This is a genomic window from Verminephrobacter aporrectodeae subsp. tuberculatae (assembly GCF_026127385.1).
GTDB classification, from domain to species: Bacteria; Pseudomonadota; Gammaproteobacteria; order Burkholderiales; family Burkholderiaceae_C; genus Acidovorax; species Acidovorax aporrectodeae.
On sequence record NZ_QZCX01000001.1, the window covers coordinates 1,342,909 to 1,368,105 of the forward strand.

Below are 25,197 nucleotides of genomic sequence, written 5' to 3' on the forward strand. Positions count from 1 at the left end.
GCGTGGGAAACTGATGCACTGTCCGCACTGCGACCGCCATGGCATCCTTTCCTCCCATCCGCGCTGTCGAGCGCGCCATCGACCTGCTGTGCGCGCTGAATCGTTCCCCGGTCTGCACGCTGGACGCGCTGCACCGCAGAACCGGCATCCCCAAACCCACGCTGGTCCGCCTGCTCGAAACGCTGCAAGGCAAGGCCTTGGTGACGCGGGCGCCGCAATACGGGGCCTACAGCCTGAGCTCGGGCGTGCGCCAGCTGTCCTGCGGCTATCACGGTGTGCCCCGCCTGGTCGAGGCGGCGATGCCGTCCATGGACGAGCTGACGCGCAAGCTCAAGTGGCCGATCGCGCTGGCAGTCCCTGACCATGACGCGGTCGTGATCCGCTACAGCACGATTCCCGGCTCACCGCTGTCGCTGCTGCATTCGAGCATCAACATGCGCCTGAGTCTGGTCAGCCGCGCGCTCGGGCGCGCCTATCTGGCCGCGTGCACGGCGCAGGAATGCCGCGCCCTGCTGGACATCCTCAAGCTCTCGGAAGATCCGGAAGACGCGCTGGCACGGCAAGCGCGTGCCGTGTCCGCGATGCTGCGCCAGATCCGGCAGCAGGGCTATGCCCTGCGCATGCCCGGCGTCAGGCCGGTGTCCAACACCTTGGCCGTTCCCGTGTTCGAGGGCCGCAGGGCCGTCGCAAGCATCGGGCTCACATGGATTGCCCGCGCCGTGGGCCAGGAACAGGCGGTGCAGAAATTCCTGCCGCCGATGCAGGAGATGGCCCGCCACATCAGGCAGCGGCTGAACGGTCTTTAGGTCCAGCCCCGGCAATGGCCTGCACGGCCTGCCGCAGCAGGGTCTGGTCGGAGGCCACGACGAACCAGTTTGCGCCCTGGTGCATGAACTGCTCGCGCTCCGGCGTCCCGCCCACGTGCATGCCGGCGAGCTTGTCCGCGCGCGTCGCCGCTTGCAGCACCGCCTGCGTCGCCTGCAACACCGCGGGCGCGCGCGCATCGTCCAGCCCCATGGCCAGCGCCAGGTCGGCGCGGCCCACGAACAGGCCCGCAACGTCCGGTACCTCGGCAATGGCCTGCGCCTGCGCGACCGCCTGGGCACTCTCTATCTGGCAGATGATTTGCGCCTGGTCGCCCTGGTGCAGGGCCTGCGCCATGCTCAGGCTCGCGTAGCGGGCGCAGCGCGGCCCCCCGGAATAGCCGCGCCGCCCGCCCCGGTAGCGCGCCATCGCGACCACTTCGCGCGCCTGTTCGGCGCTGTCCACGTGCGGCACCAGCAGGCCGGCGGCGCCGATGTCGAGGCAGGAAAGAATCACCGCCGGATTCATCTCGGGAATGCGGATGAAGACCGGAATGCGCGCGGCGTGGCCGCCCATCACCATCAGATCGAGCATGCCGCGGTCGAAGGGCGCATGCTCGGCGTCGATCACGACGAAGTCCAGTGCCGTGGTGCCCAACACCTCGATCAATTGCGGCGCACCGGTCTTGACGAAGGTGCCGATCTGCGCAGAGCGTGTGCGGTGCATGGCAGGGCGCCCTCAGTCGATCCGGATGTGCGCCGCCTTGATCACCTGCTGCCATTTCTGGCTGTCGGCATGGATGCGCTGGCGCAGCGATTCGGGCGACCCGCCCGCGACCACGGCGCCATGCTGCTGCAAGCTGCTGCGGCCCGATACGGAATCGAGCAGCCGGTTGATTTGCGCATTCAGCCGCTGCACCAGGGGGGCCGGCATGCCGGCCGGTCCGACCACGGCCAACCAGACCGTCGCCGTCAGATCGACCCCTTGCTCCTGCGCGGTCGGGACATCGGGCAGACCGGGGAAACGCGCCTGCGAAGTGACCGCCAGCCCGCGCAGCCTGCCCGCCTGTATCTGCGGGATGAAAGCCGAGACCGGCGCGCAAGCCGCCTGCACGACGCCGCCGAGGAGGTCCGTCAGCGCAGGGGCGTCGCCGCGATACGGCAGGTCCTGCAGCCGGACCCCGGCGGTCAGCGACAACGCGGCCAGCGCCAGGTGGCCGATGGTTCCGTTGCCGGGCGTGGCGACGACGAACGCCGAAGGCCGGGTCCGCGCCACGTCGATGAACTCCCTGAGGTCACGCAGCGGCAACTGCTGCGGATTGCTGGCCAGAACCATGGGAATCTCGCAGACCGAAGCAATCGGTGCCAGGTCCTTGTCCGGGTCGAAGGGCATGGCCTTGTAGAGGAATTTGTTGTTCACCATCGGCCCGGAAGTGACCAGGCCGATGGTGTATCCGTCCGGCGCCGCCTTGGCCACCGCGTCGGTGCCGATGTTGCCGGCTGCGCCAGTCCGGTTGTCGACGATGACGGGTGCGCCCAGCTGCTCACCCAGACCTTGCGCGAGATGGCGGGCCACCAGGTCGGCGCCGCCACCGGCCGGAAAGGGCACGATCAGGCGGATCGGCCGGCTCGGCCATGCGCTGCTCCCGGCCCTTGCGGCAAATGGCGCGAGGCCCGCCGTGCCGACGACGCACAGGGCTGCGTCAAGCCAATGTCTTCGGTTCATTCCGGGTCTCCTGGAGGTTTCTGAAGGGATGCCTGGCGCGCCGCGTCCAGACGCTGCAGCAAGTGCGGCATGCGCGCTTGCGCCTGGTCGCGCAGCTGCGCGTAGAGGCTGTTGCCATGCGCATCGATCGCCACCGTGGCAGGGCCGAACGCGGCCACGCGCAAGGTCAGCAAGCGAAATTGCGGGATGTACTCGTCCCAGCAGGAAGACACCAGGCCGCGCAAGCCACGCGACAACAAGGGGGAGCCGCCGCCCAGAAAGGACAGGTAGACGCAGCCGGTGTCGCGCAGCGCCTGCGCCGAGGCCGCATCGAGGCCGCCCTTGCCGCCCGTGAGTCGCAGATCGAGGCCGCGCACCAGCGCCGGCATCCAGGCGTTGTAGCGCGTGCTCGTGCTCGGATTGATGTACAGCGGCTGCGGCCCGTCGCGGCTCTCCCGCAGGCAGGTGCTGAGGTGGAAGAAAGCGCCACCGCGCAGTGCCGCCGGCAGGGCCTGATCCCCATGGGCCACGGCCTGCACCATGCGCTGGTGCGTCGGCAGGCCGATGCTGACGGTGATGACACCATCGAGCGTCACCATGTCGCCCACGGCGAGCGCGCGCACCTGCTCGCGCGCGAGGGGAAGTTCAAGCGCGTGGAACATGGGGGCTCACCAGCCCAGGTCTTCGACGCGGCCGTCGTTGTAGATGCGCGCGGCGGTGCGCCGGTTGATCCAGCAGTTCAGGCACACCGCCACCGGAACGAAACCATGGCTGGCGGCGTAGTCCACGTGCACCGCCAGCGCACTCGCAGCGCCGCCGGTGCCCATCGGCCCGAAGCCCATGGCATTGATGGCCTCCAGAAGGCGCTGCTCCATGGCCACCAGAATCGGCTCGGGGTTGGTGCGGCCGAAGGGGCGCAGCACCGACTCCTTGGCCAGCCGCGCCGCATGGTCGAAGGTGCCGCCTATGCCCACGCCGACCACGATGGGCAGGCAGGGCTGCGAGCCGGCGCGCAGCACGGTGTCGAGCACGAACTTCTCGATCTGCGCCAGCGTCGGGTAGACAAAGGCATCGATCGCCTCCCAACGGCCGGTGCCCATGGCCTTGGGGGCGCAGACGATCTCGACATAGTCCGCGTCGTCGATCAGGTCGAAACCCAGCAAGGGAACGTCCTTGCCGGCATGGCTGCGCTCATGCGTGAGCGGGTTGGTCACCATCTTGAGGATGGGCGGATCGATGTGCTGCACCAGATCGGCGAAGCCGCGGGTGATCGCCGCGCGCACCGGACCGTCGAACTGCACCCGCGTGCCGATCTTGATGCTGTAGACCGGAATGCCGACGTCGGTGCACAGCAGCGCGTTGCCTTGCTGCGCGGCGTCCGCGCTCTGCAGCATGATCCTGAGCGTATGTTTTCCGGTGGCGCCGGTCTCGGTGGTTTCGGCGCGTTCCAGCGCGGCACGCGTGTCGTCAGGGATGGCTTTCAGGCAGCGCTCATAGAGCTGCGCCGTCACCCGTTGCAAGGTTGCACTGTCGATGGCCATGGTGGCTTGCGTCCGCTTGTCTCGATGGCCCGACGATGCGCCGCCGCGGACCATTGTTCAAGCGCATTCTTTGCAGTTTTCAGCAGCAGAAAAGTTCCACCGCTTCGTTTGCGCCGGCACCGCGCAGTCTTTTCCATTTCAGGTATGGGTCTGAGCTCGTCCATGTGGACCACCATTTCCTGATGATCAACCCACCCTCGCTCGGGGCCTGCAACCGCCCCTTCAGACGCACACCACGTTGGACAAGGCGGGCGTTTGACACGCATTGGAACTTAAGTGACAATGCCTGCGCAAAGTTGAACGCGAATGCTTTTCATCCACTCCCCAAAGAGGTTTGACATGGTCCGCACTCTCTCCGATGCACGCACCGCCAAGTACCAGCGAGGTCAAGCTATGACCGAGGACCTTTGCGATTTCGTCAATGGCGGCGTTGTGTCAAGTTGCACCCAGTGTGGCCTGCGGCCAGGGCATGACACCTGCGCACGCGGCAATCTGCGCGTGGCACGCTTTGGTGTCGCAGGCCCCATCGCCGCCGACGATGTCAATCGGTGTTCCGAACGGAATCTGCTCAAGCAAATCGGTCAGGGCCTCGCTGTCGCCCATCTCCTGATGGGTCATCAGCGCCGCGCAAATTGGGCCGGCCCTTGTGTCCATTGCCAAATGGACCTTGCGCCAAGTGCGGCGCCTGGGCCAACCGTGTGTGCGCACCTTCCATTCGCCCTCGCCGCAGAGCTTGAGGCCTGTGCTGTCAACGGCCAAGTGCAGTGGCTCGCCCGGGCGCAGCGCGGGCAAGACGACTTGCAGGCTTTGCGCGCGGCGGCTCAGGGTCGTGTAGCCGGGTACCGGCAGATTCGGGAAGGCGAGCCGGTGCAGGCTTTGAGCGAATCCTTGCAGCGCACGCAGCGGCAGATCAAACACCTGCTTGAGACTGAGCAAGCCTTGGATGACGGCGTCCGGGTAGACGAGCGGGTGTCCGCGCCTGGAGACAGCCGCAGCGGATGCGGGTGTCAGAAGGCTCTCGTCAATCCACATCGCGACATCTCCTCTGGCAATCAGCCCTGCGTTGTACTGCGCCCAGTTCCTGACACGGTAGGTCGCCCTGGGCTCGGTTCGTTGGCTGGTGTCTCTGCGCATGTTCTCTGGCAAAAGGTCGGGAATGTGCGTGGTCTCCGTGTCGCAACTGGCACAAGCGCCCGCTCCGCCGCTGCGCGTAAGCGCGCCATGCGGCCCAAGATGGATATCCCGGAGGACACCAATTCAGCTGATCAAGCGGGTGGCCGCATTGGGAGACACCCGCAACTGATGCGAGCATGCCAAGTCTTCTTGGATTCTCCATTTCAGCCTTGCGTTGGCTGATGGGCCGGGTAGCAGAGTGATTGCAAATTTCGTTGAATATGTAAAGGAGAGTCCTGTGCGTGCAAAGAAAATATCCATTGGCATCTTGTCGTCCATGGCCGTTACTGGCGTGTTTGCGGTGCAACCTGCAGGCTACGTAGAACAGTACAATAGTACCTATATATCGGGATGGGCGTGTGACAAGCATGATCCTGATTATCAGGTTCCAGTGCACATGTGGAGTGATATATTGCGTGATGATAAGCACTTTCTCACAGGGACAGAATCGAAGCTGCCCAGGGAAGCTGCCGTTGGAACTGCATGTGCCAGCACGCACTCAAATCACGGATTTGTTGTGAATTATTCCATTCCGGCCAATCTCATTGACAACAAGTGGCATGATGTGCACGTCTTTATTATTCCCAGAGCCGGCTCCCCCAAGGAGATATCTAATTCCCCTGTGAAGATATTTTTTGGTGCAAGCAACCCCACGCAGAATCCTCCAAAGCCACCCTCACCACCCGCATCATCTGCTTCAGATCCCTTTGACGTTATCCCCACGCCTCGTCCGATGATAGAGAATGATCTTGGCCCAAAACCGCCGGTGCCAAAGGTAATTTGGGAACGATGCGATGATTACATGTGCTATTAGTAAATCCATCATATTTTCATGTGCCAGTTCTCATGCATCAACCAGTTCGATTCGGAAAGTTGAATACCATGTCAATGCTTCGTCATTTGTTGGTTATTATTGTTTGTATTTGTCTCTCCAAGATGTCATTTGCAGTGGGGGGCGTGTCTCGTGCATGTTTTATATCAGAGCTTCGCGATTTGAAAATTGCAAAGGAAGCACTGCTCTTCTTCAAATATCTTGGTATGCCTGACCGATTCTACGAATTAAGAAATAAGAGTAAAAACGAGCAAGCTCGCCACGCGATATTTGAATCCATAACGACAGATTACGGAAGTGTAAGATATTATCTGTTTGCAGAAAGCAGGGTTTACAAAAAATTCATTCACCCTACTTATAGAACAACTGAATTCAGAAAATATAAAAATTACATAAGTGATGGTTGGAGAAATAGGAACGTTGATCCTGAGGTATTCAAAGATTCGCGACTTTCAATTTTCAAACATAATCGCGAGCTAATCACTAGCGTCAGGGCAGGAAATCCGGATTTCGTAGAGGCTGTTGATTATCGTTGGGATGAAATGCACGATATGTTTGTTGTGGGTGTGCATGCTTACTACGACCCGGAAACCAAATTGACAAACTTTCTCAATGGGTCCTCGGCCACGGATTGCAACCTGTCAAATTGGGGTATTCAGGAGCGATGATGTATCCAGTCAAATCAATAATTATCGCTGGCTTGTTCACATCATCTGCGTTCGCCCAGCCTTTTGCACAAATCCCACAATGCGATGGCGGGATTGGAATTAAATATACTGATATTGCAGATGCGGATAGGGATTTCTACTATGCATCGACAATCAAAAATGATGATTATCTTTCAATCGGTACTGAAATTGAATACATGAATATTATAAATCATTTTAAAAATCTTCAACAAACAAAGACAATTGATTTTCATCCAAATCAGGAAAACATAGGAAAGACACATATCATGCCTGAATCTGCACATAGAGTGAACACAATATATTCAGTCAACGGTGTGGATGCAATGTTGACCAGATGGAGTTTGAGAGATGATAAGGCGCGAATCTGTGTCCCAAAGGAATTTATCAACACACAATTCAGATCAAGCAAAGGTGTTCTTTCGATATCCATGGCAATTCCATCGACTACAGAATGTATGTGGAAATTTGCATGGACAACGGAAGTGGATATGGTTCACAACGAGTTTTATTTGAAGGACCAATGCTACGCAGGACATCCATCAAAGAGCAAGGCTGATGTATTGGAAATTCTGGAAAAGATATTGAATCTTGATTGATGGTTTGTAACTACCGAGTCGCGCAACCAAGTTACAATTACAAGCGCAATGCATCTGCGGGAAGACCCATCGGAGTGGCCGAGCCCCCGCGCGACGCATTCCCCTACACCGGAGTCACCCTCCCCCATGAAGATTCGGCCATCCATTCTCTTGCTGTCCATGTTGACTGCGGGCTGCGCCGGCACGCGCAGCGTTCCTCCCGTTCCGGCAGCAGAGTCTGCGCCCGCCCCTGCTGCGGTGACCAAGCCGGCGCCGCAGACGGGAGGCAATCCGCAATCCGGCGCTGCGCCCGCGGACCTGCAGGACCAGGACCCGCAGCGCTCCGCCCCCGTCACCGGTTCGCTCCTTTTCCCGGGGACCGACCAGCTCTTCAAGCACGACATCGCCCCTCGGGTGAACCCGGTCCTGAGCACGGGCGCGAAGGTCTCGCTGAACTTCGAGAACGTCACCGTCGCGAGCCTCGCGTCTGCGCTGCTCGGCGACCTGCTGCGCCTGAACTACACCATCGACGCCGGCGGCGATACGGTGGTCAGCCTGCATACCCGCCAGCCGCTGCCGCGCGACCAGGTCCTGGACGTGCTCGATGCCGTGCTCCTGCCGCACGACCTGGCGATCGTGCGCGACAGCGCCGACATGTACCACGTGACCCAGCGTGCGGTCACCATCGGTGCGCGCCCGGTGGTCGGCGCGGCGCGCTTCAGGGACCTGTCGGGCGCCGGCACGGTCATCGTTCCGCTGAACCACGTCGCTGCTGTGGAAATGGCCAAGATCCTCGGGCCGCTTGCGCCGCGCGAGGCCATCGTCTACGTCGATACCCTGCGCAACCTGCTCGTGCTCCAAGGCAGCAAGGCGCAACTTGGCGGCTGGCTGGAGATGGTCGAGGCGTTTGACGTTGACTTCCTCTCCGGCATGTCGCTGGGGGTGTTCGTTCTCGAAAACGTGAACGTGAACGTCGTGCGTGAGGCCTTGCAGGCCATGTTCGGACCCGAGAATCTGGCAAGTCCCTATGCGGGGAACGCCGGTGCAGCGGCCGGCGCGTCCGCGCAGGTGGTCAACCCCTTGGAGGGGTTGATCCGGGTATTCCCGGTCGAACGTCTGAATGCGCTGGTCGTGGTCACCCCGCGCAGCCAGCTGCTGACCCAGGTGGAAACCTGGATCCGGCGCCTCGACCGCCCCACCGACGCGCTCGAAGCGGGCCTCTTTGTCTACCCGGTGCAAAACGGTTCCGCGCAGCAGCTGGCGGACATGCTCAGCAGCCTGTTCGGCGGTGAGTCCGCGTCCGCCAAGCCGGGTGGCGGCGTGGCCACCGGCTCCGCGCCCCCGCAATTTGCCCGGGGCGTCGGGCACGCTTTTTTCGCCGACAGCGTCAACACTGCAGGCAGTGCAACGCCGGGCGCAGCGCCCTTGCAAAATCCGGGCGGCAATGCCCCTGCGCCCGGCAGCAGCACGTCCGTATCCGCGAACCAACTCGACGGCAATGTGCGCATCGTCGCCGACGAGAAGCGCAATGCCCTGCTCATCCGGGCCCCGCGCACGGAATACCGGCGCATCGAGCAGGCGCTGCGCGAACTCGACAAGGCGCCGTCGCAGGTGCTGATCGAGGCCAGCATCGTCGAGGTCAGCCTCACGGGCAACCTGCAATACGGCGTCGAATGGTTCGTGAAAAACAGCCTCTCGGGAAGCCGGGAGGGGCAGGCGCTGCTGAACATGAACAAGAACGGAGACATCGGCGCCAAGCAACCCGGCTTCTCGTACACCCTGCTGAACAAGGCCGGCATCGTGCGCGCCACGCTCAATGCCCTGGCCGAAAAATCGCAGGTCCGCCTGCTCTCCAGCCCCTCCGTGCTGGTGCTCAACAACCACAACGCCACCATCCAGGTCGGCCAGCAGCAGCCCGTGAAGAACTCCACCGCGGTGACCGCGGGCAACCTCATAACCGAATCCATCACCTACAAGGACACGGGGGTGATGCTCTCCGTCACGCCGTCCGTGAACGCGGGCGGTTTGATCACCATGGACATCTCGCAGCAGGTCACCGACGTCGGCGACCTGGACTCGGCGACGGGCCAGCGCGCGTTCCTCACGCGCCAGATTCAGACGCGTGTCGCGGTGCGCTCGGGCGAGCCCATCGTGCTCGGCGGGCTGATCCGCGAAAACGACAGCAACGGCCGCAGCGGCGTTCCCATCCTGTCGAGCATCCCGCTGCTGGGCGCGCTGTTTGCCAACACCACGAACAACAACAACCGCACCGAGCTGCTCGTGCTGATGACGCCGCGCGCGCTCGAAGACGACGATCAACTGCGCGCCGTGAGCGCGGAAATGCGCCAGCGCATGCGCAGCATGACCCTGGATTCGCAGCCCTTGGGGTTGCGCACCGAAGACGTTCCGGCGGCGTCCAAGTAATCGGGTTCAAAATTTCTGACAGATGCTTGGCCAAGACCACGCATCGTTGTCCCGGTGGTGAAACGCCGGCAAGCCGTTTTCAGCAGCCGGAAAGTTCGCCCGTTCCGTTTGCGCCGGCACCGCGCAGCCATGCGCGCTCCCCGCTCTGGTGTAATCAGGGTTTTCCTCAACCCCACCTGACAAGCCCCATGCCCACTTGCGCCACCGCCCCGTACCGCTGGCTGACCCCGCGCCATTTGCTGTGGGCCTCGGTGGCCGTGGCGCTGGTCACGATTGCGCTCAAGACGCTGGCCTGGTACGTCACCGATTCGGTGGGCCTGTTGTCGGACGCGATGGAGTCGTTCGTCAACCTGGCCAGCGCCATGTTTGCACTGGCGATGGTGACGGTGGCGCAGCGCCCCGCCGACGACGACCATCCCTATGGGCACCACAAGGCGGAATACTTTTCCTCCGGCTTCGAGGGCATCCTGATCGTGGGCGTGTCGGCGGGCATTTTCTGGGCCGCCGGCCACAGGCTGCTGGATCCGCAGCCGATCGCGCAGGTCGGTTGGGGCCTGGGGCTGTCGGTGCTCAGTTCGGCGCTCAATGGCTTGCTCGCCTGGGTGATGTATCGCTCGGCGCGCGTGCACCGTTCGATCGCGCTGGAGGCCGACGCGCGCCACCTGGTCACCGATGTCTGGACCTCGGCCGGCGTGCTGGTCGGCATTGTCGGTGTCTCCCTCACCGGCTGGCTCTGGCTGGACGCGCTGGCGGCCATCGGGGTGGCGCTGAACATCCTCAAGGAAGGCGTGGAACTGGTCTGGCGCTCGTCCCAGGGCCTGATGGACAGCGCTGTCGAGCCCGAAGCGCAGGTCCGCATCGACGCCACGCTGCAGCAGTTCGTGCAATTGCAGCCGCCCGGCGCCGTGCGCTTCGACCACGTATCGACCCGCCGCGCGGGCCAGCGCCAGTTCGTTGACCTGCACCTGCACCTGCCGGCCGACTGGAGCCTGCGCCATGCCGCCGAACTGCGCGGCCAGGTCGAGCAGGCCCTGATGCGCGCCGTGCCCGGTCTGCGCGCGACCATCGAGTTATTGCCTGCCGATATGGAGACGTATGGTGCTGGCTTGCAGGGCGGTGCGGAGTGATCAGGGGGCGTCAGGTCCGGTCTGCTTGGGCAAAGAGGACCCTGACTTTGAGGTCGTTCAGCCAACTGATGTCCAACAGTCGGTCGTGCTGCATGCGGCCGACCACGATACCCGGGTGAACGCCAACCTGTTTTGCAAACGCCTGCACGGCGGCACGGGTGCGAGGCAGTTCTTCCATGGCGCGGGCATGCTGTGGCGGAATCAGCCAGTCGCGTGCCCAGGCATTGGCTTCCCCCTCTTTATCGGAACTCCGGCCCGTGTGGTCGGGATCGTCGAGGAACACCGCGTTCTTCTGCTGGCTGTGCAGCAGGATGTGGGCTGCTTCGTGGAAGAAGCTGAACCAGAACTTGTCGTTGGTTTTTCCGTACGACGACAACTGAATCAGCGGGCGATGTGGACTGAGCCAGCGCGCCACACCAGAGACATGCGCTCTCGGCAGTGCTGGAACGAGCACAAAAGCCACGCCAGCTTCACGCAGCAGATGTTGCAGTTCGGGGACGAACTCCTGCGGCGGTTGATGGGTCAGCGCCCGGATTTTCTCCAGCGCTTGGCGCAACCGCAGTTCGTCGTACCGAGGCCCATCGACTTTTTCGGCCTCCCGTTCACCGATCCGCAACCACGCCGAAATGGCGGCAACATCCGCTTGGTCTTCGCGACTGCGGCGGAACGCGACTTCCATTTGTCCATAGTGGCGTTCCCATTGTTCGGAGCTCGCAACACCGAAGAAGGCCAGCAGTTCTCCCACAAGATCCGGCTTTGTCTTGGCACTGAGCCGGCGCTTGACGAGCACGCCCTGATCCATCAGCTCCTTGATTGGAAAGCGTTCAAGCCACGGTACCATGGTGGCGTGGCGCTGCGCCGCGTCTTGCAGCGCTACGCGCTCCCGGTACTGCGCCTCCCGGGTCAGCCAGAAGCCGGCCCGAGCGCCCAGCACGTTCTGGAGGCGTATGGCCGCATCTTCGGACAAAGGCACCTTGCCGTTGATCAGCTGATTCACATGCTTGGGAGAAAAGCCGAGACGATCCGCCAGTTGTTGCTGGGTCCACCCACGCTCCTCCAGCAGGTCCAGGATGGTGTCCCCTGGCGGCGACACCCATTGCGGCGCAAAAGCAGTGTCCATTTCAAGCGCTTCAGTCATGGTAGTCCCCAATAAATTCGATACATACGATGGTCACGGCGGACCAATCAATGGCCCCGTCTTCCCGACGTGCAACGGGGTCATTGGCTGGCGCAAAGACCAGACGCCTGCCGCCATCAAGCGCCAGAGAAAACTGTCCCAGCCGATCTCCTTTGAGCGGATGCGGATGGCCTGCGTACAGATCGCTCGCGCACGAGGCTGCCGTCAAATCTGCCAAACGAGCGCGCAACTTGCGTGCTCCGGAGTCTCCAAGCTTCTTCGTTGCGACGGCACTCTTCTCCTCACACAGTTGCCGTAGTCGCTTGTCCTTGAATCGAATTTCCAAGAACGCTCCTTGATTCGATTGAGCGAATCACCGAGTTTACCAGATTGGTAAATCAAGGAAAGCCCGTTTGCCAAAAGGAATCGTGCGACATCAGCGCGCGTCTCTTGCGCCAGGATCGATCCCCCTCACCCCCCTTGGCGCGCCGTGGCGTTGGGCGTATTGATCGGCGTGAGCGCGCCGCGCCCGTCGAAGAAGGCGATCAGGTTGTCGGCCGCGAGGTTGGCCATGGCGCGGCGCGTGGGCTCGGTGGCGCTGGCGATATGCGGCGTGAGCACCACGTTGGATAGCGCGAGCAGGTCCGGGTGCACCTGCGGTTCGCCTTCGAACACGTCGAGCCCCGCGGCAGCGATGCGCCGTGCGCGCAGCGCCTGCGCGAGCGCGGCGTCGTCGACGATGCCGCCGCGCGCAATGTTCACCAGCGTCGCGCCGGGCTTCATCAGCGCGAGTTCCGCCGCGCCGATCAGATGGTGCGACGCAGCGCTGTAGGGCAGCACCAGCACCACGTGGTCGGCGCTGCGCAGCAGGTCTTGCTTGTCCCGGTAGGTGGCCTTGCATTGCGCTTCCAACTCGGGCGTCAGGCGCGAGCGGTTGTGGTAGAGCACCTGCATGCCAAAGCCATGCGCGCCGCGCCGCGCAATTCCCTGGCCGATGCGGCCCATGCCGATGATTCCCAGCGTGCTGCCGTGGATGTCGGCGCCGGCGAACATGTCGTAGCTCCACTGCGTCCATCGGCCGGCGCGCAGGTAGTGCTCGCTCTCGGTGATGCGGCGCGCGGTCGCCATGAGCAGCGCAAAACCGAAGTCGGCCGTGGTTTCGGTGAGCACGTCGGGCGCGTTCGTGCCCTGCACGCCGGCGGCGTTCATTGCGTCCAGGTCGAAGTTGTTGTAGCCCACGGCCATGTTGGCGACGATCCTCAGGCGCGGCGCGGAGGCGAGCAGCGCGGCGTCTATGCGCTGGCTGCCGGTGGTAAAGGCGCCGTCCTTGTCGGCCAGCCGGGCGGCCAGTTCGGCAGGGGTCCAGATGGCGTCCTCGGGGTTCGCCTCGACCTCGAAATGCGCGCGCAGGCGTTCGACGACGTCGGGGAAGATCGCGCGGGTGACCAGGATCCGGGGCAGGCTCATGGGATGTCTCCAATCAAATCAACGGAACCAGATGAAAGTCATGACGCCGAACAGCGGCAGCAGCACGCAGTACGCCCACAGCATATAGCCAAAGAAACCGGGCATCTTCACGCCCCGGTCCTCGGCAATCGCTTTGACCATCAGGTTCGGGGCGTTGCCGATGTAGGTGTTGGCTCCCATGAACACCGCGCCCGCGGAGATCGCCGCGAGCGTGGGCGCGAGCCGGGTCATGAGCGCCGCCGCGTCGCCGCCGGCGGTGTTGAAGAAGACGAGGTAGGTGGGCGCGTTGTCCAGAAATGAACTGAGTATTCCCGTGGCCCAGAAGTACATGGCCGGATCGGGCGCTCCGTCGGGCCGCGTGACCGCCGCGATCACGGCAGCGAACGGGCCTTCGGCGCCCGCCCGCAGCATGGCGATCACCGGGGTGATGGTCAGGAAGATTCCCGCAAACAGCATCGCCACTTCCTGCATCGGAGCCCAGCCGAACCGATTGTCTTCGTGCACCTGCCCGGGGGTGATGCGCAGCGACGCCAGCGTCACCAGGATCAGGCCCACGTCGCGCACGGCGCCGGGCAGGCCGACGTCGGTTCCCGCGATGTTGAAGGACACCGGGGATTTCCACATGCCGCTGAGCAGCACCAGCGCCACCACTGCGCCGAGCAGAACGAAGTTCGCCTTGCCGTCGAAACCGATGGCGCGGTTGTCCGGCGTGGGGTCGCGCGGCAGCAGTTCTTCGCGCCGGTGGTAGTACCACGAGTCCAGCGCAAAGAAAATCAGCAGCAGCGCGCCCACCAGGAACAGGGTCTCCGGGAAGATATGGCCCGCGGTCCAGAAGAAATCCACGCCCTTGAGAAAGCCCAGGAACAGCGGCGGGTCGCCCAGCGGGGTGAGCGAGCCCCCGGCGTTGGACACGATGAAGATGAAGAACACCACCACATGCGCCACGTGCTGGCGGTCGTCGTTCGCGCGGATGAGCGGGCGGATCATGAGCATGGACGCGCCCGTGGTTCCCATGAAGCTGGCGAGCAGCGCGCCGATGGCCAGGATGGCCGTGTTCACCCCCGGGCTGCCGTGCAGGTTGCCCCGGATATGGATGCCCCCGGCGACGGTGAACAGCGCGGTGAGCAGGAGCACGAACGGGAGGTACTCGGCCAGCAGCACGTGCACCAGACCCGCGCCCGCCACCCCGGGTCCGAAGCGGGCCGCAAAAGGCAGCAAGAACGCCAGCGCCCACGCCGCCGCGACCTTGCCGAAATGGTGGTGCCAGAAGTGCGGCGCGAGCAGCGGCAGGAGCGCAATCGACAGCAGGATTCCCGCAAAGGGAACGCCCCAGAGCAAGGACAGCGTGCTGCCGTCGATCTCGCCCGCGCGGGCCGTGCCCGGCAACGCCGCCAGAAGGGCGGCGCAGGGGCCGGCGCATTTCAGTCCGGCGAGCCGGGTCAGAGCAATTCGTGCGCGCGCAGGGTTCATGGGTCTTGTATTCATCGGATGGTCAAAAAAAACCCGGGCGCCCTGGCTCACGCCGGCGCAGGGATATCGAACACCTGGCGCAGATAGGCCAGGTACTTCTCGTCGTCGCACATGCCCTTGCCCGGCGAGTCGGCGAGTTTGGCCACCGGCTGGTCGTTGCAGCGCACCATCTTGATGACCACCTGCAGTGGCTCATGCGCCGGCGGGCTGCCCAGGTCGTTCGTCAGATGGGTGCCGATGCCGAACGCCAGCTGGCAGCGGCCGCGGAACTGCTGGTACAGATCGATGGTGCGCGCGACCGTGAGCGCGTCGCTGAAGATCAGCGTCTTGCTCCGCGGGTCCACGCGGTGCTGGCGGTAATGCCCGAGCAAGCGCTCGCCCCAGTCAAAGGGGTCGCCGCTGTCGTGCCGTGCGCCGTCGAAGAGCTTGCAGAAATAGAGGTCGAAGTCGCGCAGAAAGGCGCTCATTCCGTACACGTCGGAGAGCGCGATTCCCAGGTCGCCCCGGTACTCCTTGGCCCAGATCTCGAAGCCGAACACCTGGCTGTCGCGCAGCCGCGGGCCCAGCGCCTGGCAGGCTTGCAGGTATTCGTGCGCCATGGTGCCCAGCGGCGTCACGCCCAGCTTCATCGCGTACAGCACGTTGCTGGTGCCGGCAAACTGCCCCGGGCCGGCGGGCGCTCCGGGGCGCTGGTCGCCGGTTCCCAGCCGGGCCACCAGAGAGCGCAAAACCTCCTCGTGCCAGGCGCGGCTGAAGCGCCGGCGCGTGCCGTAGTCGGCGATCTTGAGCTGCGCCAGGCCGTCGGCCTGCAAGAGCGCGATCTTGTCGTCCAGGCGCCGGCGGCCCTCGGCGAAGTTCGGCACCTTTTGCGTGTTGCGAAAGTAGACTTCGTTCACGATCGCCAGCACCGGTATCTCGAACAAGATGGTGTGCAGCCAGGGCCCGCGGATGCTGATGTCGATCTCGCCGTTGCTGCGGGGCGTGACGTGGATGTATTTCTCGTTGAGCCGGAACAGCCCGAGAAAGTCCACGAAATCGCTCTTGATGAAGCGCATCGAGCGCAGGCAGGCGAGCTCGGCGTCCTGGAATTGCAGGCTGCACAGCGCGCGGATCTCGGCGCGGATCTCTTCGGCGAACGGCGCCAGTTGCACGCCAGGGTTGCGGCATTTGAAGCGGTACTCGACCTGCGCGCCCGGAAACTGGTGCAGCACCACCTGCATCATGGTGAACTTGTACAGGTCGGTGTCGAGCAGGCTGGTGATGATCATGGGCAGGGCGGCTCCAAGGTCCGCAGACCGGACGCGAAGCTCGCGAAGTGTAGGCCATCCGGGGACGCCGCCGGGCAGGGTTGCGGGCCCGGGGCCTGTTTTCAGACCCCGGTGTCTTCGGCGTCTTCGGCGGCGTTGTCCGCAGCGGCGGCCTCCGGCGCCTCGGCGTGCTTGACGATGGTCACGGGAGCCGGGCTGGCGTGCGCGACTTCCTGCGACACCGAGCCCAGCAGGGCGCTGCTGATGGCTCCCTGCCCCCGGGCGCCGATGATGACCAGGTCGCAGCCCGAGCGCTCGATCATGTCCACCAGCGTGTGCGCCACGTCGCCCACGCCGACCGCGGTCTCGCACGGGACGCCGGCCGCCTCCAGCAGTGCACGCGCCCGGGCCATGAGGTGCTCGCCGGCTTCGAGGCTGGCGGCGGCGATCAGTTCCGGGTCGCGCACCGTGACCATTTCGTACAGCGTGGCGGGCTCCTGCACGTGCGCCAGCACCACGGTGGCCGCGAGCCCCTGGCGTATCAGGGTCAGCGCGTGGCGCACGCCGTCCAGGGAGAGTTCCGAGCCGTCCACGGCAATGAGTATCTTGAGCATGCTGTGCATTCCATCCGTTGGTTCGTTGACCCCGCCCGGGCGCTGTGCACGCCAAGCACTGGGCTTGGCCCTCATCCGTCGCGCAGCCTGCGGTAGCGCATTCTTGCACCGCGGCGGGCGCCATCCGCATCGCACCGACCGGCCCGCGTCTCCTGGGCGGCGCGCCCTTGCGGGGGAGGCATCCATGCCGTCTCCTCGGGAAGTCCGGGTTTCCATTTATTTCTCTGGTGATTTTTTGTGCATCTGATTGCGGCACAATCGGATTTTCAAAGCGATCACAGTGGATTGACATGAAAGGCAGCGCGCTGCATGCGCATCTTCCTGGAGCAAAAACGCCGCAGTCGGTCACGGTCCGGAAGGCGGACCTGTCTTGGGCAGGCGGGCGCGGGCTTGCCCGACGGGTCCTGAAGAAGGGGCGGGTGTGCTCCATGCTCTCCCGCATCCGCCGTGGCATCGCCTGGCTCGCGCTCTGCGGCTGCGCGCAATGGGCCGCCGCGTGGCCCGACAGGCCCATCACCCTGGTCGTTCCCTGGGCGCCCGGCGGCTCGGCGGACATTCTGGCGCGCGCGCTGGCCGAGCAACTCACCAAGTCGCTCGATCAGGCGGTGATCGTCGACAACCGTGCGGGGGCGTCCGGCAACATAGGCTCGCATTTCGTTGCCCGGGCCCGGCCCGACGGCTACACGCTGCTCATCGGCTCGATGAGCACGCACGCCATGAACCCGGCCCTGATGACGACCATGCCTTTCCGCGGCGTCGAGGACTTCACGCCCATTGCGCAGCTGGCGAACGTGATCAACACCATGGTGCTCCACCCGTCCGTTGCGGCGACGAACGTGCAGGAGCTCATCGCTTACGCCAAGGCCCACCCTGGCCGGCTGGCCTACGCATCGGCCGGCCCCGGTTCGACAAACCATCTGAGCGCCGCGCTGTTCGAGAGCGCCGCCGGCGTGCAGATGCTGCACGTGCCGTACCAGGGCGGCGCGCCCGCCGTGCTGGGCACCGTGGCGGGCCAGACGCAGGTGCTTTTCTCGGCCGGCACGCAGACGCTGGCGCACGTCAGGGCCGGCAAGCTGCGCCTGCTGGGCGTGACCGAGGCCCGGCGTTCGCCGCTGCTGCCCGACGCGCCAACGCTCGCCGAAACGCTGCCCGGCTACGCGCTCGGCGTGTGGTACGGGGTCTTCGGTCCGGCAAACATGTCCCGGGACTTGGTGGACAAACTCAACGCCGAAATCAACAAGGCGCTGGACCAGCCAAAGGTCCGCAGCCGCATGCAAGCGCTTGGCGTGGAGATCGTGCAAGACACCCCGGAGCACTTTGCCAGGCTGCTGCGCGACGACGCCGCGCGCTACGGCAGCCTGGTGCGCGAGCTGGGAATCAAAAATGAGTGAGCCGTGCCCGGGCAGAGAATGCCCCCTTTGTGCAAGCTGAAACCCAAGGAGACCGAGTTTTGCAGAACGAGATCACCCGCAAACTGGCGGAAATCATTTCGACCATCCGCTGCCACGGCGATTTCTACGCCTCGGGCCGAACCGCGATCATCATGCCGAATCTGGACGTGGATGGCGTTGGCCGCATCGCGCTACCCCTGCTCGACGTTCAGGGCGATGCGCTGGTCCGCGCAGCCGATCGCGCGCCCTATGGCCGCGGCGAAGATACGCTCGTCGATACTGCGGTTCGGCGAACCTGGCAGATCGACGCCGACCGCATCCATCTCTCCGGGGACGACTGGCCCCGGACGCTGGAGCGCATCGTTGCTCAGGCAGCAGACGGACTGGGGGTGACCGCCCCCGTGACGGCGCAGCTGTACAAGCTGCTGATCTACGACACCGGGAGCTTCTTCGTCGAGCACCGCGACACGGAGAAGGCCCCGGGGATGTTCGCCACCCTGGTGCTGGCGCTGCCCTCGGCGAGCAGCGGCGGGGAACTCGTCGTCCGCCACCGGGGGCGTGAGGTGTGCCTCGATCTGGGGGGCAGTGACTCGGCCGTGGTGTCGTTTGCCACGTTCTACGCGGACTGCGTGCACGAGGTACGCCCCGTCACATCGGGGTTTCGCCCGGTCCTCATCTACAACCTCGTGCGCACCAAGGGGCGCCAAGCGTCGGCGCCACCGGTGTACGACAAGGAGCAATCTGCGATTGCCGCGTTGCTGCGGCGCTGGGGCGACGACGCCCAGGCTCAGGACGTGGCCGATGGCGGCGCGCCGAAGAAAGTGATCTACCCGCTGGAGCACGCGTACACGCAGGCGGAGCTGGCGTTTGGTGCATTGAAGAACGCCGACGCCGCTGCCGCGAGCGTGCTCGTGCGCGCTGCCGCCGAAGCGGATTGCGAGCTGTACCTGGCGCTGGTATCGATCGAGGAGATGGCAAGCGCCGAGTACATCGGCTACGGGCGCGACTACGGCCGCCGCCATCGTGACTGGGACGAGGACGAGGAGGGCGAGGACGACGATGACGGCGACGGCGAAGACTACGAGGTCGGCGACATCATCGAAAGGGATCTCACGGTATCGGATTGGCGGCACCCCGACGGGAGCCGGCCGGCGATCCATTCCCTGCCTTTCCAGGAGGACGAGCTCTGCCCTCCCGAATACTTCGACGATCTCGAGCCTGACGAGCAGCATTTCCACGAGGCCACCGGCAACGCCGGGGCGACCCTGGAGCGCACTTACCGGCAGGCCGCCTTCGTGCTGTGGCCCCGGGCGCAACGCATGGACGTGCTGAGCAGTGCCGGCCTTCATGTGACCTTGCCGTACTTGCGGGACCTGGCTGCACGCTGGGAACGCAGTGGCGCGGATCAGGGCGCGCCCCTCTGGTGCGAAGCGCATGCGCTCGCAGCGTGCATGCTGCGCGACTGGCCGGGAGTGGAAGACAGCTTCGCGGCCAATTCCGCCGATAAGGTCAACAGCATGCTCAAGAGCCTGGCGCAGCTGCGCGACACGGAGTCGCTCGACGCCCTGTTGTCCATCCTGCCGGGGATATACAACGGCGGCGAAAACAAGGCCCTGGCCGGTGCCGCGCGCCTTCTGCCTGCTGCGCGCGTGGCAGAGTGCGTGGGGCAGATCATTGCCTGGAATGCGCAGCCCATTCCCGGTATCTGCGCCGATTTGCTGCTGCACATGTGCAGCAGTGGCCCGTTCGGTGATTCTCCCGAACTGCTGCACCCCGCCGCGACGGTGCTCGTGCAGACGCTGACCGGGCAACGCACCAACCCCGCGCGCCCCGGCTACTCCCGCCGCCCGGAACCCGTCACGTCCGGCCTGGTTGAAGACCTGTTCAGGATGCTCGCAGGGATCGACGCGCCGGCACTCGACGCACTCGCGCTCGCGCACGTCCTGCAGCATCCCGTGCCCTATGACCTGGACGCGGTGCTCGTTCCGGCCGTTCTGGCGCTGAGCGAGCGTGCGTCCATGGTGCAGATGGCCAGCGTGCAGCGCATGCGTGCCGCGTGCCTCACGCATCTGCGCAAGCGCATCGGCGAGTCCTTGCAGCCCCCGAAGGACTTTGCGCGAGCGAATTCGTTGCGCTGCGCTTGCCGCGATTGCGCCGAGCTGGGGCGCTTCCTGGAGGACCCGCAGCGCGAGAGGTGCGTCCTCAAGGCGGGCCAGGCGGTACGCGGCCACGTGGAGGACAGCATCCGCACAGCGGCGTGCGACCTGGATTGCGAGACCAGCCAAGTCGGAAGGCCGTACAGCCTGATCTGCACCAAGAACCAGGCCAGCTACCAGCGGGGCGCGCAACAGCGCATGGACGATCTGCGCAAGTGCGCGCGCATGGAGGCCGACGGCACGAACGGCGGCCCGGCCGGGGAAGGTGCAGGGCCGTCGAATCCCGATTAGATCTTCTGCGTGGACATGAAGTTGTCGTAGTGCCCTTCGGCAAAGCGGAACCACAGGATCTGGCTGCGCTGGAAGACGCGCATGTCGGCGTAGATTTTTTTCCACGCGGGGTTCTTGGTGTCGTTTTCCGCGAAGACTTCCATCGAGGCACTGAACGCTGCCTTGAGCACGGCTTGCGGGAACGCCAGCACCTTGGTTTTGGCGGCGACCAGTTGCGTGAGGGCCGTGGGGTTCAGCGCGTCGTATTTGGCCAGCATGTCGGTATGGGCCAGGTGGGAGGCGGCTTCGACGATGGCCTTGTTCTCGGCCGACAGGCCGTCAAAGGCCTTGTTGTTGATGAAGAGGCTTATTTCCGGTCCGCCCTCCCACCAGCCGGGGTAGTAGTAGTACGGGGCGACCTTGTTGAAGCCCAGTTTCTGGTCGTCGTAGGGGCCGATCCACTCGGCGGCGTCGAGCGTGCCCTTTTCCAGCGCCTGGTAGACCTCGCCGCCGGGAATGCTCTGCGGCACGGCGCCGAGCCTTTGCATCACTTCGCCGATCAGGCCGCCACCCAGGCGCATCTTCAGGCCCTTGAAGTCGGCGGGGGATTCGATTTTCTTGCGGTACCAGCCGCCCATCTGGGCGCCGGTGTTGCCGCCGGCAAAGCTGATGATGTTGTAGGCGCTGTAGAACTCGTTCATCAGCTTGCGGCCGTTGCCATGCAGCATCCAGGCGCTCATCTGGCGTGCGTTGAAGCCGAAGGGGATGGCCGATCCGAGTGCGAACGCCGGGCTCTTGCCGTAGAAGTAGTACGGCACCGTGTGCGCCATTTCCACGGTGCCTTCCTGCACGCCATCGACCACGCTGAAGGGCGGCATCAACTCGCCACCGGCGTGCACGGAGATCTCGAATTTGCCGCCCGACATCGCCTTCACGGCCTTGGTGAACACTTCGGACGCGCCGAAGATGGTGTCCAGCGACTTGGGAAAGCTCGATGCCAGGCGCCAGCGGATGGCGGCCTGCGCGTGCACGGCGGGCGCTGCGCCTGCGGCCAGAACACCGGCGATGCCCGCGTGCTTGATGATTGAACGACGATCCATGGAATTTCTTCTCCGATTCATTGATTGCAAAGCCTGGGCAGTCCGCGTTGTGTTGTGCCACGGGGGGTCTTGCCCGGGCCCATTGTAGGAACATGGTCCCGGGGACTTTCGCGGGTTTTCCCGGGCAAACCGCACCGCATGCCGGCGCGCAATCAGGCAGCGCCGTGTGCGGGAAAGCGTGCGGCGATCGCCGCGCCGATGCCTGCCGCGTCCAGCCCCTGGAGCGCGAGCAACCTGGCCGGGTCGCCATGCCCGATGAACTGGTCGGGCAGACCCAGTTGCAGCACCGGGCGCACGATGCCTGCGGCGTTCAGCGCCTCGGTGACCGCGCTGCCGGCGCCGCCCATGACGCAGCCCTCTTCCAGCGTGACCAGGGCGTCGTGCCGCTCGGCGACCGTGCGCAGCAGGGCCTCGTCGAGGGGCTTGACCCAGCGCATGTTGAGCACGCTGGCGTCGAGCGCCTCGGCCGCTTCCAGCGCGGGGTAGAGCAGGCTGCCGAACGCCAGGATGGCAATGCGCGGCGCCTTGGCCGGCGGCGTTGCCTTGCGCTCGCGGCGGATCTCGCCCTTGCCGAACGGCAGGCTATCCAGCCCGTCCAGGGGCACCACACCGGCGCCGCTGCCGCGCGGGTAGCGCACGGCCACGGGGTGGTTCTGTTCAAAGGCGCTGCTCAGCAGTTGGCGGCACTCGCGCTCGTCCGCGGGGCAGGCCAGGCTCATGTTGGGAATGCAGCGCAGGAACGCAATATCGTAGGCGCCGGCGTGCGTCGCGCCGTCGGCGCCCACGAGGCCCGCGCGGTCGAGCGCAAACACCACGGGCAGGTTCTGCAAGGCCACGTCGTGGATCAGTTGGTCGTAGCCGCGTTGCAGGAAGGTCGAGTAGATCGCCAGCACGGGTTTGGCACCCTCGCAGGCCATTCCGGCGGCAAAGGTCACGGCATGCTGCTCGGCGATGCCCACGTCGTAGTAGCGCTCGGGAAAGCGTTTTTCGAATTCGACCATCCCCGAGCCCTCGCGCATCGCGGGCGTGATGCCGACCAGGCGCGCGTCTTGCGCCGCCATGTCGCACAGCCACTGGCCGAAGACCTGCGTGAAGCTGAGCCGGGGCGCGGCGCTGCCCTTGACCAGCCCCACGGCGGGGTCGAACTGGCCCGGGCCGTGGTAGGCCACGGGGTCGGTCTCGGCGAGTTTGTAGCCCTGGCCCTTCTTGGTCACCACGTGCAGGAACTGCGGGCCCGTGAGGCTTTTGATGTTCTCCAGCGTGGGGATCAGCGAATCGAGGTCATGCCCGTCGATCGGCCCGATGTAGTTGAAGCCGAATTTCTCGAACAGCGTGGCCGGCACCACCATGCCCTTGGCCTGCTGCTCCAGGCGTTTGGCAAACTCCAGCAAGGGGGGCATGGGGCCCAGCACGGTCTTGCCCACGTTCTTGGCCGCGGCGTAGAACTGCCCGCTCATGAGCTGCGCCAGATAGCGGTTGAGCGCGCCCACCGGCGGGCTGATGCTCATGTCGTTGTCGTTGAGTATCACGAGCAGGTTGCAGTCCGCAACGCCCGCGTTGTTCAGCGCCTCGAAGGCCATTCCCGCGCTCATCGCGCCGTCGCCGATGACGGCCACGGCGTGGCGCTTCTCGCCCTGGCGCTTGGCGACCATGGCCATTCCCAGCGCGGCCGAGATGCTGGTGCTCGAATGCGCCGTGCCGAAGGCGTCGTACGCGCTCTCGGTGCGTTGCGGAAAGCCCGAGATGCCGTTGAGCTGGCGCAGCGTGTGCATGCGCTCGCGCCGGCCGGTCAGGATCTTGTGCGCGTAGGTCTGGTGGCCCACGTCCCATATCAGGCGGTCGTGCGGGGTGTCGAACACATGGTGCAGCGCCAGCGTCAGTTCCACCGTTCCCAGGTTGGAGCTCAGGTGGCCGCCGGTCCGCGAGACGCTCTCGAGCATGAAGCCACGCAGTTCCGTGGCCAGGGTCTGGAGGTCTGCGCGCGTGAGCCGGCGCAGATCCGCAGGGTCATCAATGGTCTGGAGCAGGGGAAAGGACGGCATGGACATGGCGTGTCTCAACAGGAGCGGCGCACCAGCATGTCCGCCAATGCGGCCAGGGCGCGGGCATCGGGCAGGCCGCTGCGCGCCAGTGCGGCATGCGCCTGCTCGAGCAGTTCCTGCGCCTGCGCCTGCGCGCGGTCCAGACCGAGCAGCGAGACGTAGGTGGGCTTGGCCGCGGCCGCGTCCTTGCCTGCGGTTTTGCCGAGGGTGGCCGAATCGGCGACCACGTCGAGGATGTCGTCCACCACCTGGAACGCCAGCCCCATGGCCGCGCCATAGTCGGACAGCGCTGCGTAGACGGTGGGATCTGCGATGGGGTCTGCATGGCCGCAGATGGCGCCCATGAGCACGCTGCCCTGCAGCAGCGCGCCGGTCTTGAGGCGGTGCATCTGGCGCAAGCGGTCCTCGGTGAGCGCCGCGCCCACGCTGATCAGGTCGATCGCCTGCCCGCCCGCCATGCCGCCCGACCCCGCGGCGCGCGCCAGCAGGCGGCACAGGGCGGCCTGGGTCGCGGCGGGAATGGCGCCGTCATCGGGCGTGAGCAGCTCGAACGCCAGCGCCTGCAAGGCGTCTCCCGCGAGCAGGGCCTGCGCCTGGCCAAAGCGCACGTGCACCGTGGGCTTGCCGCGGCGCAGCACGTCGTCGTCCATGCAGGGCATGTCGTCGTGCACCAGCGAATAGGCGTGGATCAGTTCCACCGCGCAGGCCGCCCGCAGCGCCGCAGCGTCGAACGTGGCGCGGGCCTTGCCGCCGCACACCGCCTCGTGCGCTGCCAGCACCAGCAGGGGCCGCAGGCGCTTGCCGCCATCGAGCACGGCGTAGCGCATGGCGTCGCCCAGCCCCGCGGGGGCACCATGCCCGACCCAGTGCGACAGGGCCTGCTCCACGTGGGCCAGGCGCTTGTGGCTCCAGAGGGGCAGGTCGAATGACCGGTCCGGGGAGGAAGGCGTGGGCAGCGCGCTCATTCCTGCGTCCAGGGTTGCAGCTGGCCATCGTCGAGCACCTTGATCTGGTCTTGCACGGCGTCCAGGCGCTCGCGGCAAAAGGCCAGCAAGCTGGCGCCGCGCTGGTAGCCGGTGAGCATCTGGTCCAGCGGCAGCTGACCCGACTCGATGCGTGCCACGAGTTGCTCCAGCTCTTGCAATGCGGCCTCATAGCTGGCGGGTTCGGCGGGGGAAGCGGGGAGAGCCTTGGGCATGCAGGGGCGGCAGAGCGCGCAGGTGGCAAAGCCGTGATTCTAGTGTCGCGGTATGCAAAAAATGCGCGTTGCCGCCCGGGTTTTGATACATGCAGGAGGGGCGTTGGAATACCCCCACGATCCATAAATCTATAATCCCCCCTCCCGTCGAGCCGGCCACCCGGGCCACCTGGAGACACAAGCCAGGTGACCACAGGCCGGTTTCTTTTTTTCTCCAGATGCGCCCCGGCGCACCTCCCTGTGGGGAGTCTTTAGG

General features: G+C 64.9%; 22 protein-coding genes and 1 pseudogene. 8 read left to right on the forward strand and 15 right to left on the reverse strand.

Annotated features, from left to right (window positions below):
• Positions 1-38: 38 nt before the first annotated feature.
• The gene (locus tag D5041_RS05840) at positions 39-806 is read left to right on the forward strand and encodes a DNA-binding transcriptional regulator (protein ID WP_010103657.1); all 768 of its coding nucleotides are present in this window, start codon (positions 39-41) and stop codon (positions 804-806) included.
• Here the strand turns inward: D5041_RS05840 and D5041_RS05845 are convergent.
• From D5041_RS05845 to D5041_RS05865, 5 genes and pseudogenes are all read right to left on the reverse strand, one after another.
• Positions 781-1,530: an HpcH/HpaI aldolase family protein gene (locus D5041_RS05845; RefSeq protein ID WP_265284078.1), complete on the reverse strand. Its 750-nt coding sequence runs from the start codon at positions 1,528-1,530 to the stop codon at positions 781-783. The genes D5041_RS05840 and D5041_RS05845 overlap by 26 nt on opposite strands.
• A gap of 12 nt (positions 1,531-1,542) precedes the next feature.
• A complete protein-coding gene (locus tag D5041_RS05850) occupies positions 1,543-2,529 on the reverse strand; it encodes a Bug family tripartite tricarboxylate transporter substrate binding protein (RefSeq protein WP_265258014.1) in 987 nt (328 codons plus the stop codon).
• A complete protein-coding gene (locus D5041_RS05855; protein ID WP_265258013.1) occupies positions 2,526-3,170 on the reverse strand; it encodes a fumarate hydratase C-terminal domain-containing protein in 645 nt (214 codons plus the stop codon). The genes D5041_RS05850 and D5041_RS05855 overlap by 4 nt, the downstream gene beginning before the upstream one ends.
• Positions 3,171-3,176: 6 nt before the next feature.
• Complete coding sequence (locus D5041_RS05860; RefSeq protein WP_029554255.1) at positions 3,177-4,049, reverse strand: fumarate hydratase; 873 nt, start codon at positions 4,047-4,049, stop codon at positions 3,177-3,179.
• A gap of 438 nt (positions 4,050-4,487) precedes the next feature.
• A pseudogene (locus D5041_RS05865) lies at positions 4,488-5,183 on the reverse strand (IS5 family transposase); the annotation flags it as partial.
• Positions 5,184-5,421: 238 nt separating this feature from the next.
• On the opposite strand from D5041_RS05865, the gene D5041_RS05870 reads away from it, so the two are divergent.
• The 5 genes from D5041_RS05870 (at position 5,422) to D5041_RS05890 (ending at position 10,869) form a co-directional block, all read left to right on the forward strand.
• Positions 5,422-6,036: a hypothetical protein gene (locus tag D5041_RS05870; RefSeq protein ID WP_265258012.1), complete on the forward strand. Its 615-nt coding sequence runs from the start codon at positions 5,422-5,424 to the stop codon at positions 6,034-6,036.
• Between the two features lie 68 nt (positions 6,037-6,104).
• A complete protein-coding gene (locus D5041_RS05875) occupies positions 6,105-6,722 on the forward strand; it encodes a hypothetical protein (protein WP_265258011.1) in 618 nt (205 codons plus the stop codon).
• Positions 6,722-7,339, forward strand: a complete 618-nt coding sequence (locus D5041_RS05880) for a hypothetical protein (protein ID WP_265258010.1) — start codon at positions 6,722-6,724, stop codon at positions 7,337-7,339. The genes D5041_RS05875 and D5041_RS05880 overlap by 1 nt, the downstream gene beginning before the upstream one ends.
• A 126-nt stretch (positions 7,340-7,465) precedes the next feature.
• Positions 7,466-9,742 carry a type II secretion system secretin GspD gene (gene gspD / locus D5041_RS05885; RefSeq protein WP_265284079.1) on the forward strand — a complete coding sequence of 759 codons (2,277 nt, stop codon included), beginning with the start codon at positions 7,466-7,468 and terminating at the stop codon, positions 9,740-9,742.
• Positions 9,743-9,930: 188 nt separating this feature from the next.
• The gene (locus D5041_RS05890) at positions 9,931-10,869 is read left to right on the forward strand and encodes a cation diffusion facilitator family transporter (RefSeq protein WP_265258008.1); all 939 of its coding nucleotides are present in this window, start codon (positions 9,931-9,933) and stop codon (positions 10,867-10,869) included.
• 10 nt (positions 10,870-10,879) lie between these two features.
• On the opposite strand, the gene D5041_RS05895 is transcribed toward D5041_RS05890, so the two are convergent.
• The 6 genes from D5041_RS05895 to D5041_RS05920 form a co-directional block, all read right to left on the reverse strand.
• Positions 10,880-12,007 (reverse strand): helix-turn-helix domain-containing protein, encoded by a 1,128-nt coding sequence (locus D5041_RS05895; RefSeq protein ID WP_265258007.1) that lies wholly within the window; start codon positions 12,005-12,007, stop codon positions 10,880-10,882.
• Positions 12,000-12,332: a type II toxin-antitoxin system RelE/ParE family toxin gene (locus tag D5041_RS05900; RefSeq protein ID WP_265258006.1), complete on the reverse strand. Its 333-nt coding sequence runs from the start codon at positions 12,330-12,332 to the stop codon at positions 12,000-12,002. The genes D5041_RS05895 and D5041_RS05900 overlap by 8 nt, the downstream gene beginning before the upstream one ends.
• 125 nt (positions 12,333-12,457) lie before the next feature.
• Positions 12,458-13,453, reverse strand: a complete 996-nt coding sequence (locus D5041_RS05905; RefSeq protein WP_265284080.1) for a 2-hydroxyacid dehydrogenase — start codon at positions 13,451-13,453, stop codon at positions 12,458-12,460.
• Between the two features lie 18 nt (positions 13,454-13,471).
• Complete coding sequence (locus D5041_RS05910) at positions 13,472-14,923, reverse strand: sodium:proton antiporter (RefSeq protein WP_265258005.1); 1,452 nt, start codon at positions 14,921-14,923, stop codon at positions 13,472-13,474.
• A 47-nt stretch (positions 14,924-14,970) separates the two neighbouring features.
• Positions 14,971-16,191: a nicotinate phosphoribosyltransferase gene (pncB, locus tag D5041_RS05915; protein WP_265282544.1), complete on the reverse strand. Its 1,221-nt coding sequence runs from the start codon at positions 16,189-16,191 to the stop codon at positions 14,971-14,973.
• 101 nt (positions 16,192-16,292) lie between these two features.
• On the reverse strand, positions 16,293-16,784 hold the full coding sequence (locus D5041_RS05920) for a universal stress protein (protein WP_029554391.1): 492 nt from the start codon (positions 16,782-16,784) through the stop codon (positions 16,293-16,295).
• A gap of 428 nt (positions 16,785-17,212) precedes the next feature.
• Here D5041_RS05920 and D5041_RS05925 point away from each other — a divergent pair, with 428 nt between their 5' ends.
• Positions 17,213-18,175, forward strand: coding sequence for a Bug family tripartite tricarboxylate transporter substrate binding protein (locus D5041_RS05925; RefSeq protein WP_265282545.1), 963 nt, complete (start codon positions 17,213-17,215; stop codon positions 18,173-18,175).
• A gap of 59 nt (positions 18,176-18,234) precedes the next feature.
• Positions 18,235-20,622 carry a 2OG-Fe(II) oxygenase gene (locus D5041_RS05930; protein WP_265284081.1) on the forward strand — a complete coding sequence of 796 codons (2,388 nt, stop codon included), beginning with the start codon at positions 18,235-18,237 and terminating at the stop codon, positions 20,620-20,622.
• Here D5041_RS05930 and D5041_RS05935 read toward each other — a convergent pair.
• The 4 genes from D5041_RS05935 to xseB all read right to left on the reverse strand — a co-directional run bounded on the left by D5041_RS05935 (position 20,619) and on the right by xseB (position 24,941).
• A complete protein-coding gene (locus D5041_RS05935) occupies positions 20,619-21,701 on the reverse strand; it encodes a TRAP transporter substrate-binding protein (protein WP_265284082.1) in 1,083 nt (360 codons plus the stop codon). The genes D5041_RS05930 and D5041_RS05935 overlap by 4 nt on opposite strands.
• A gap of 152 nt (positions 21,702-21,853) precedes the next feature.
• The gene (gene dxs, locus D5041_RS05940; RefSeq protein ID WP_265284083.1) at positions 21,854-23,749 is read right to left on the reverse strand and encodes a 1-deoxy-D-xylulose-5-phosphate synthase; all 1,896 of its coding nucleotides are present in this window, start codon (positions 23,747-23,749) and stop codon (positions 21,854-21,856) included.
• A gap of 8 nt (positions 23,750-23,757) precedes the next feature.
• A complete protein-coding gene (locus D5041_RS05945) occupies positions 23,758-24,708 on the reverse strand; it encodes a polyprenyl synthetase family protein (RefSeq protein WP_265258000.1) in 951 nt (316 codons plus the stop codon).
• The gene (xseB, locus tag D5041_RS05950; protein WP_265257999.1) at positions 24,705-24,941 is read right to left on the reverse strand and encodes an exodeoxyribonuclease VII small subunit; all 237 of its coding nucleotides are present in this window, start codon (positions 24,939-24,941) and stop codon (positions 24,705-24,707) included. Before xseB ends, D5041_RS05945 begins: the two co-directional genes overlap by 4 nt.
• Positions 24,942-25,197: the final 256 nt, after the last annotated feature.

Bases quoted from the DNA above. Each gene is read 5' to 3' on its own strand.
- D5041_RS05860 (WP_029554255.1), bottom strand. From the start codon at position 4,049: ATGGCCATCGACAGTGCAACCTTGCAACGGGTGACGGCGCAGCTCTAT.
- D5041_RS05945 (WP_265258000.1), bottom strand. From the start codon at position 24,708: ATGAGCGCGCTGCCCACGCCTTCCTCCCCGGACCGGTCATTCGACCTG.
- xseB (WP_265257999.1), bottom strand. From the start codon at position 24,941: ATGCCCAAGGCTCTCCCCGCTTCCCCCGCCGAACCCGCCAGCTATGAG.
- D5041_RS05840 (WP_010103657.1), top strand. From the start codon at position 39: ATGGCATCCTTTCCTCCCATCCGCGCTGTCGAGCGCGCCATCGACCTG.
- D5041_RS05910 (WP_265258005.1), bottom strand. From the start codon at position 14,923: ATGAACCCTGCGCGCGCACGAATTGCTCTGACCCGGCTCGCCGGACTG.
- D5041_RS05845 (WP_265284078.1), bottom strand. From the start codon at position 1,530: ATGCACCGCACACGCTCTGCGCAGATCGGCACCTTCGTCAAGACCGGT.
- D5041_RS05850 (WP_265258014.1), bottom strand. From the start codon at position 2,529: ATGAACCGAAGACATTGGCTTGACGCAGCCCTGTGCGTCGTCGGCACG.
- dxs (WP_265284083.1), bottom strand. From the start codon at position 23,749: ATGTCCATGCCGTCCTTTCCCCTGCTCCAGACCATTGATGACCCTGCG.
- D5041_RS05855 (WP_265258013.1), bottom strand. From the start codon at position 3,170: ATGTTCCACGCGCTTGAACTTCCCCTCGCGCGCGAGCAGGTGCGCGCG.
- D5041_RS05920 (WP_029554391.1), bottom strand. From the start codon at position 16,784: ATGCTCAAGATACTCATTGCCGTGGACGGCTCGGAACTCTCCCTGGAC.
- D5041_RS05935 (WP_265284082.1), bottom strand. From the start codon at position 21,701: ATGGATCGTCGTTCAATCATCAAGCACGCGGGCATCGCCGGTGTTCTG.
- D5041_RS05895 (WP_265258007.1), bottom strand. From the start codon at position 12,007: ATGACTGAAGCGCTTGAAATGGACACTGCTTTTGCGCCGCAATGGGTG.
- pncB (WP_265282544.1), bottom strand. From the start codon at position 16,191: ATGATCATCACCAGCCTGCTCGACACCGACCTGTACAAGTTCACCATG.
- D5041_RS05925 (WP_265282545.1), top strand. From the start codon at position 17,213: ATGCTCTCCCGCATCCGCCGTGGCATCGCCTGGCTCGCGCTCTGCGGC.
- D5041_RS05905 (WP_265284080.1), bottom strand. From the start codon at position 13,453: ATGAGCCTGCCCCGGATCCTGGTCACCCGCGCGATCTTCCCCGACGTC.
- D5041_RS05875 (WP_265258011.1), top strand. From the start codon at position 6,105: ATGTCAATGCTTCGTCATTTGTTGGTTATTATTGTTTGTATTTGTCTC.
- D5041_RS05890 (WP_265258008.1), top strand. From the start codon at position 9,931: ATGCCCACTTGCGCCACCGCCCCGTACCGCTGGCTGACCCCGCGCCAT.
- gspD (WP_265284079.1), top strand. From the start codon at position 7,466: ATGAAGATTCGGCCATCCATTCTCTTGCTGTCCATGTTGACTGCGGGC.
- D5041_RS05880 (WP_265258010.1), top strand. From the start codon at position 6,722: ATGTATCCAGTCAAATCAATAATTATCGCTGGCTTGTTCACATCATCT.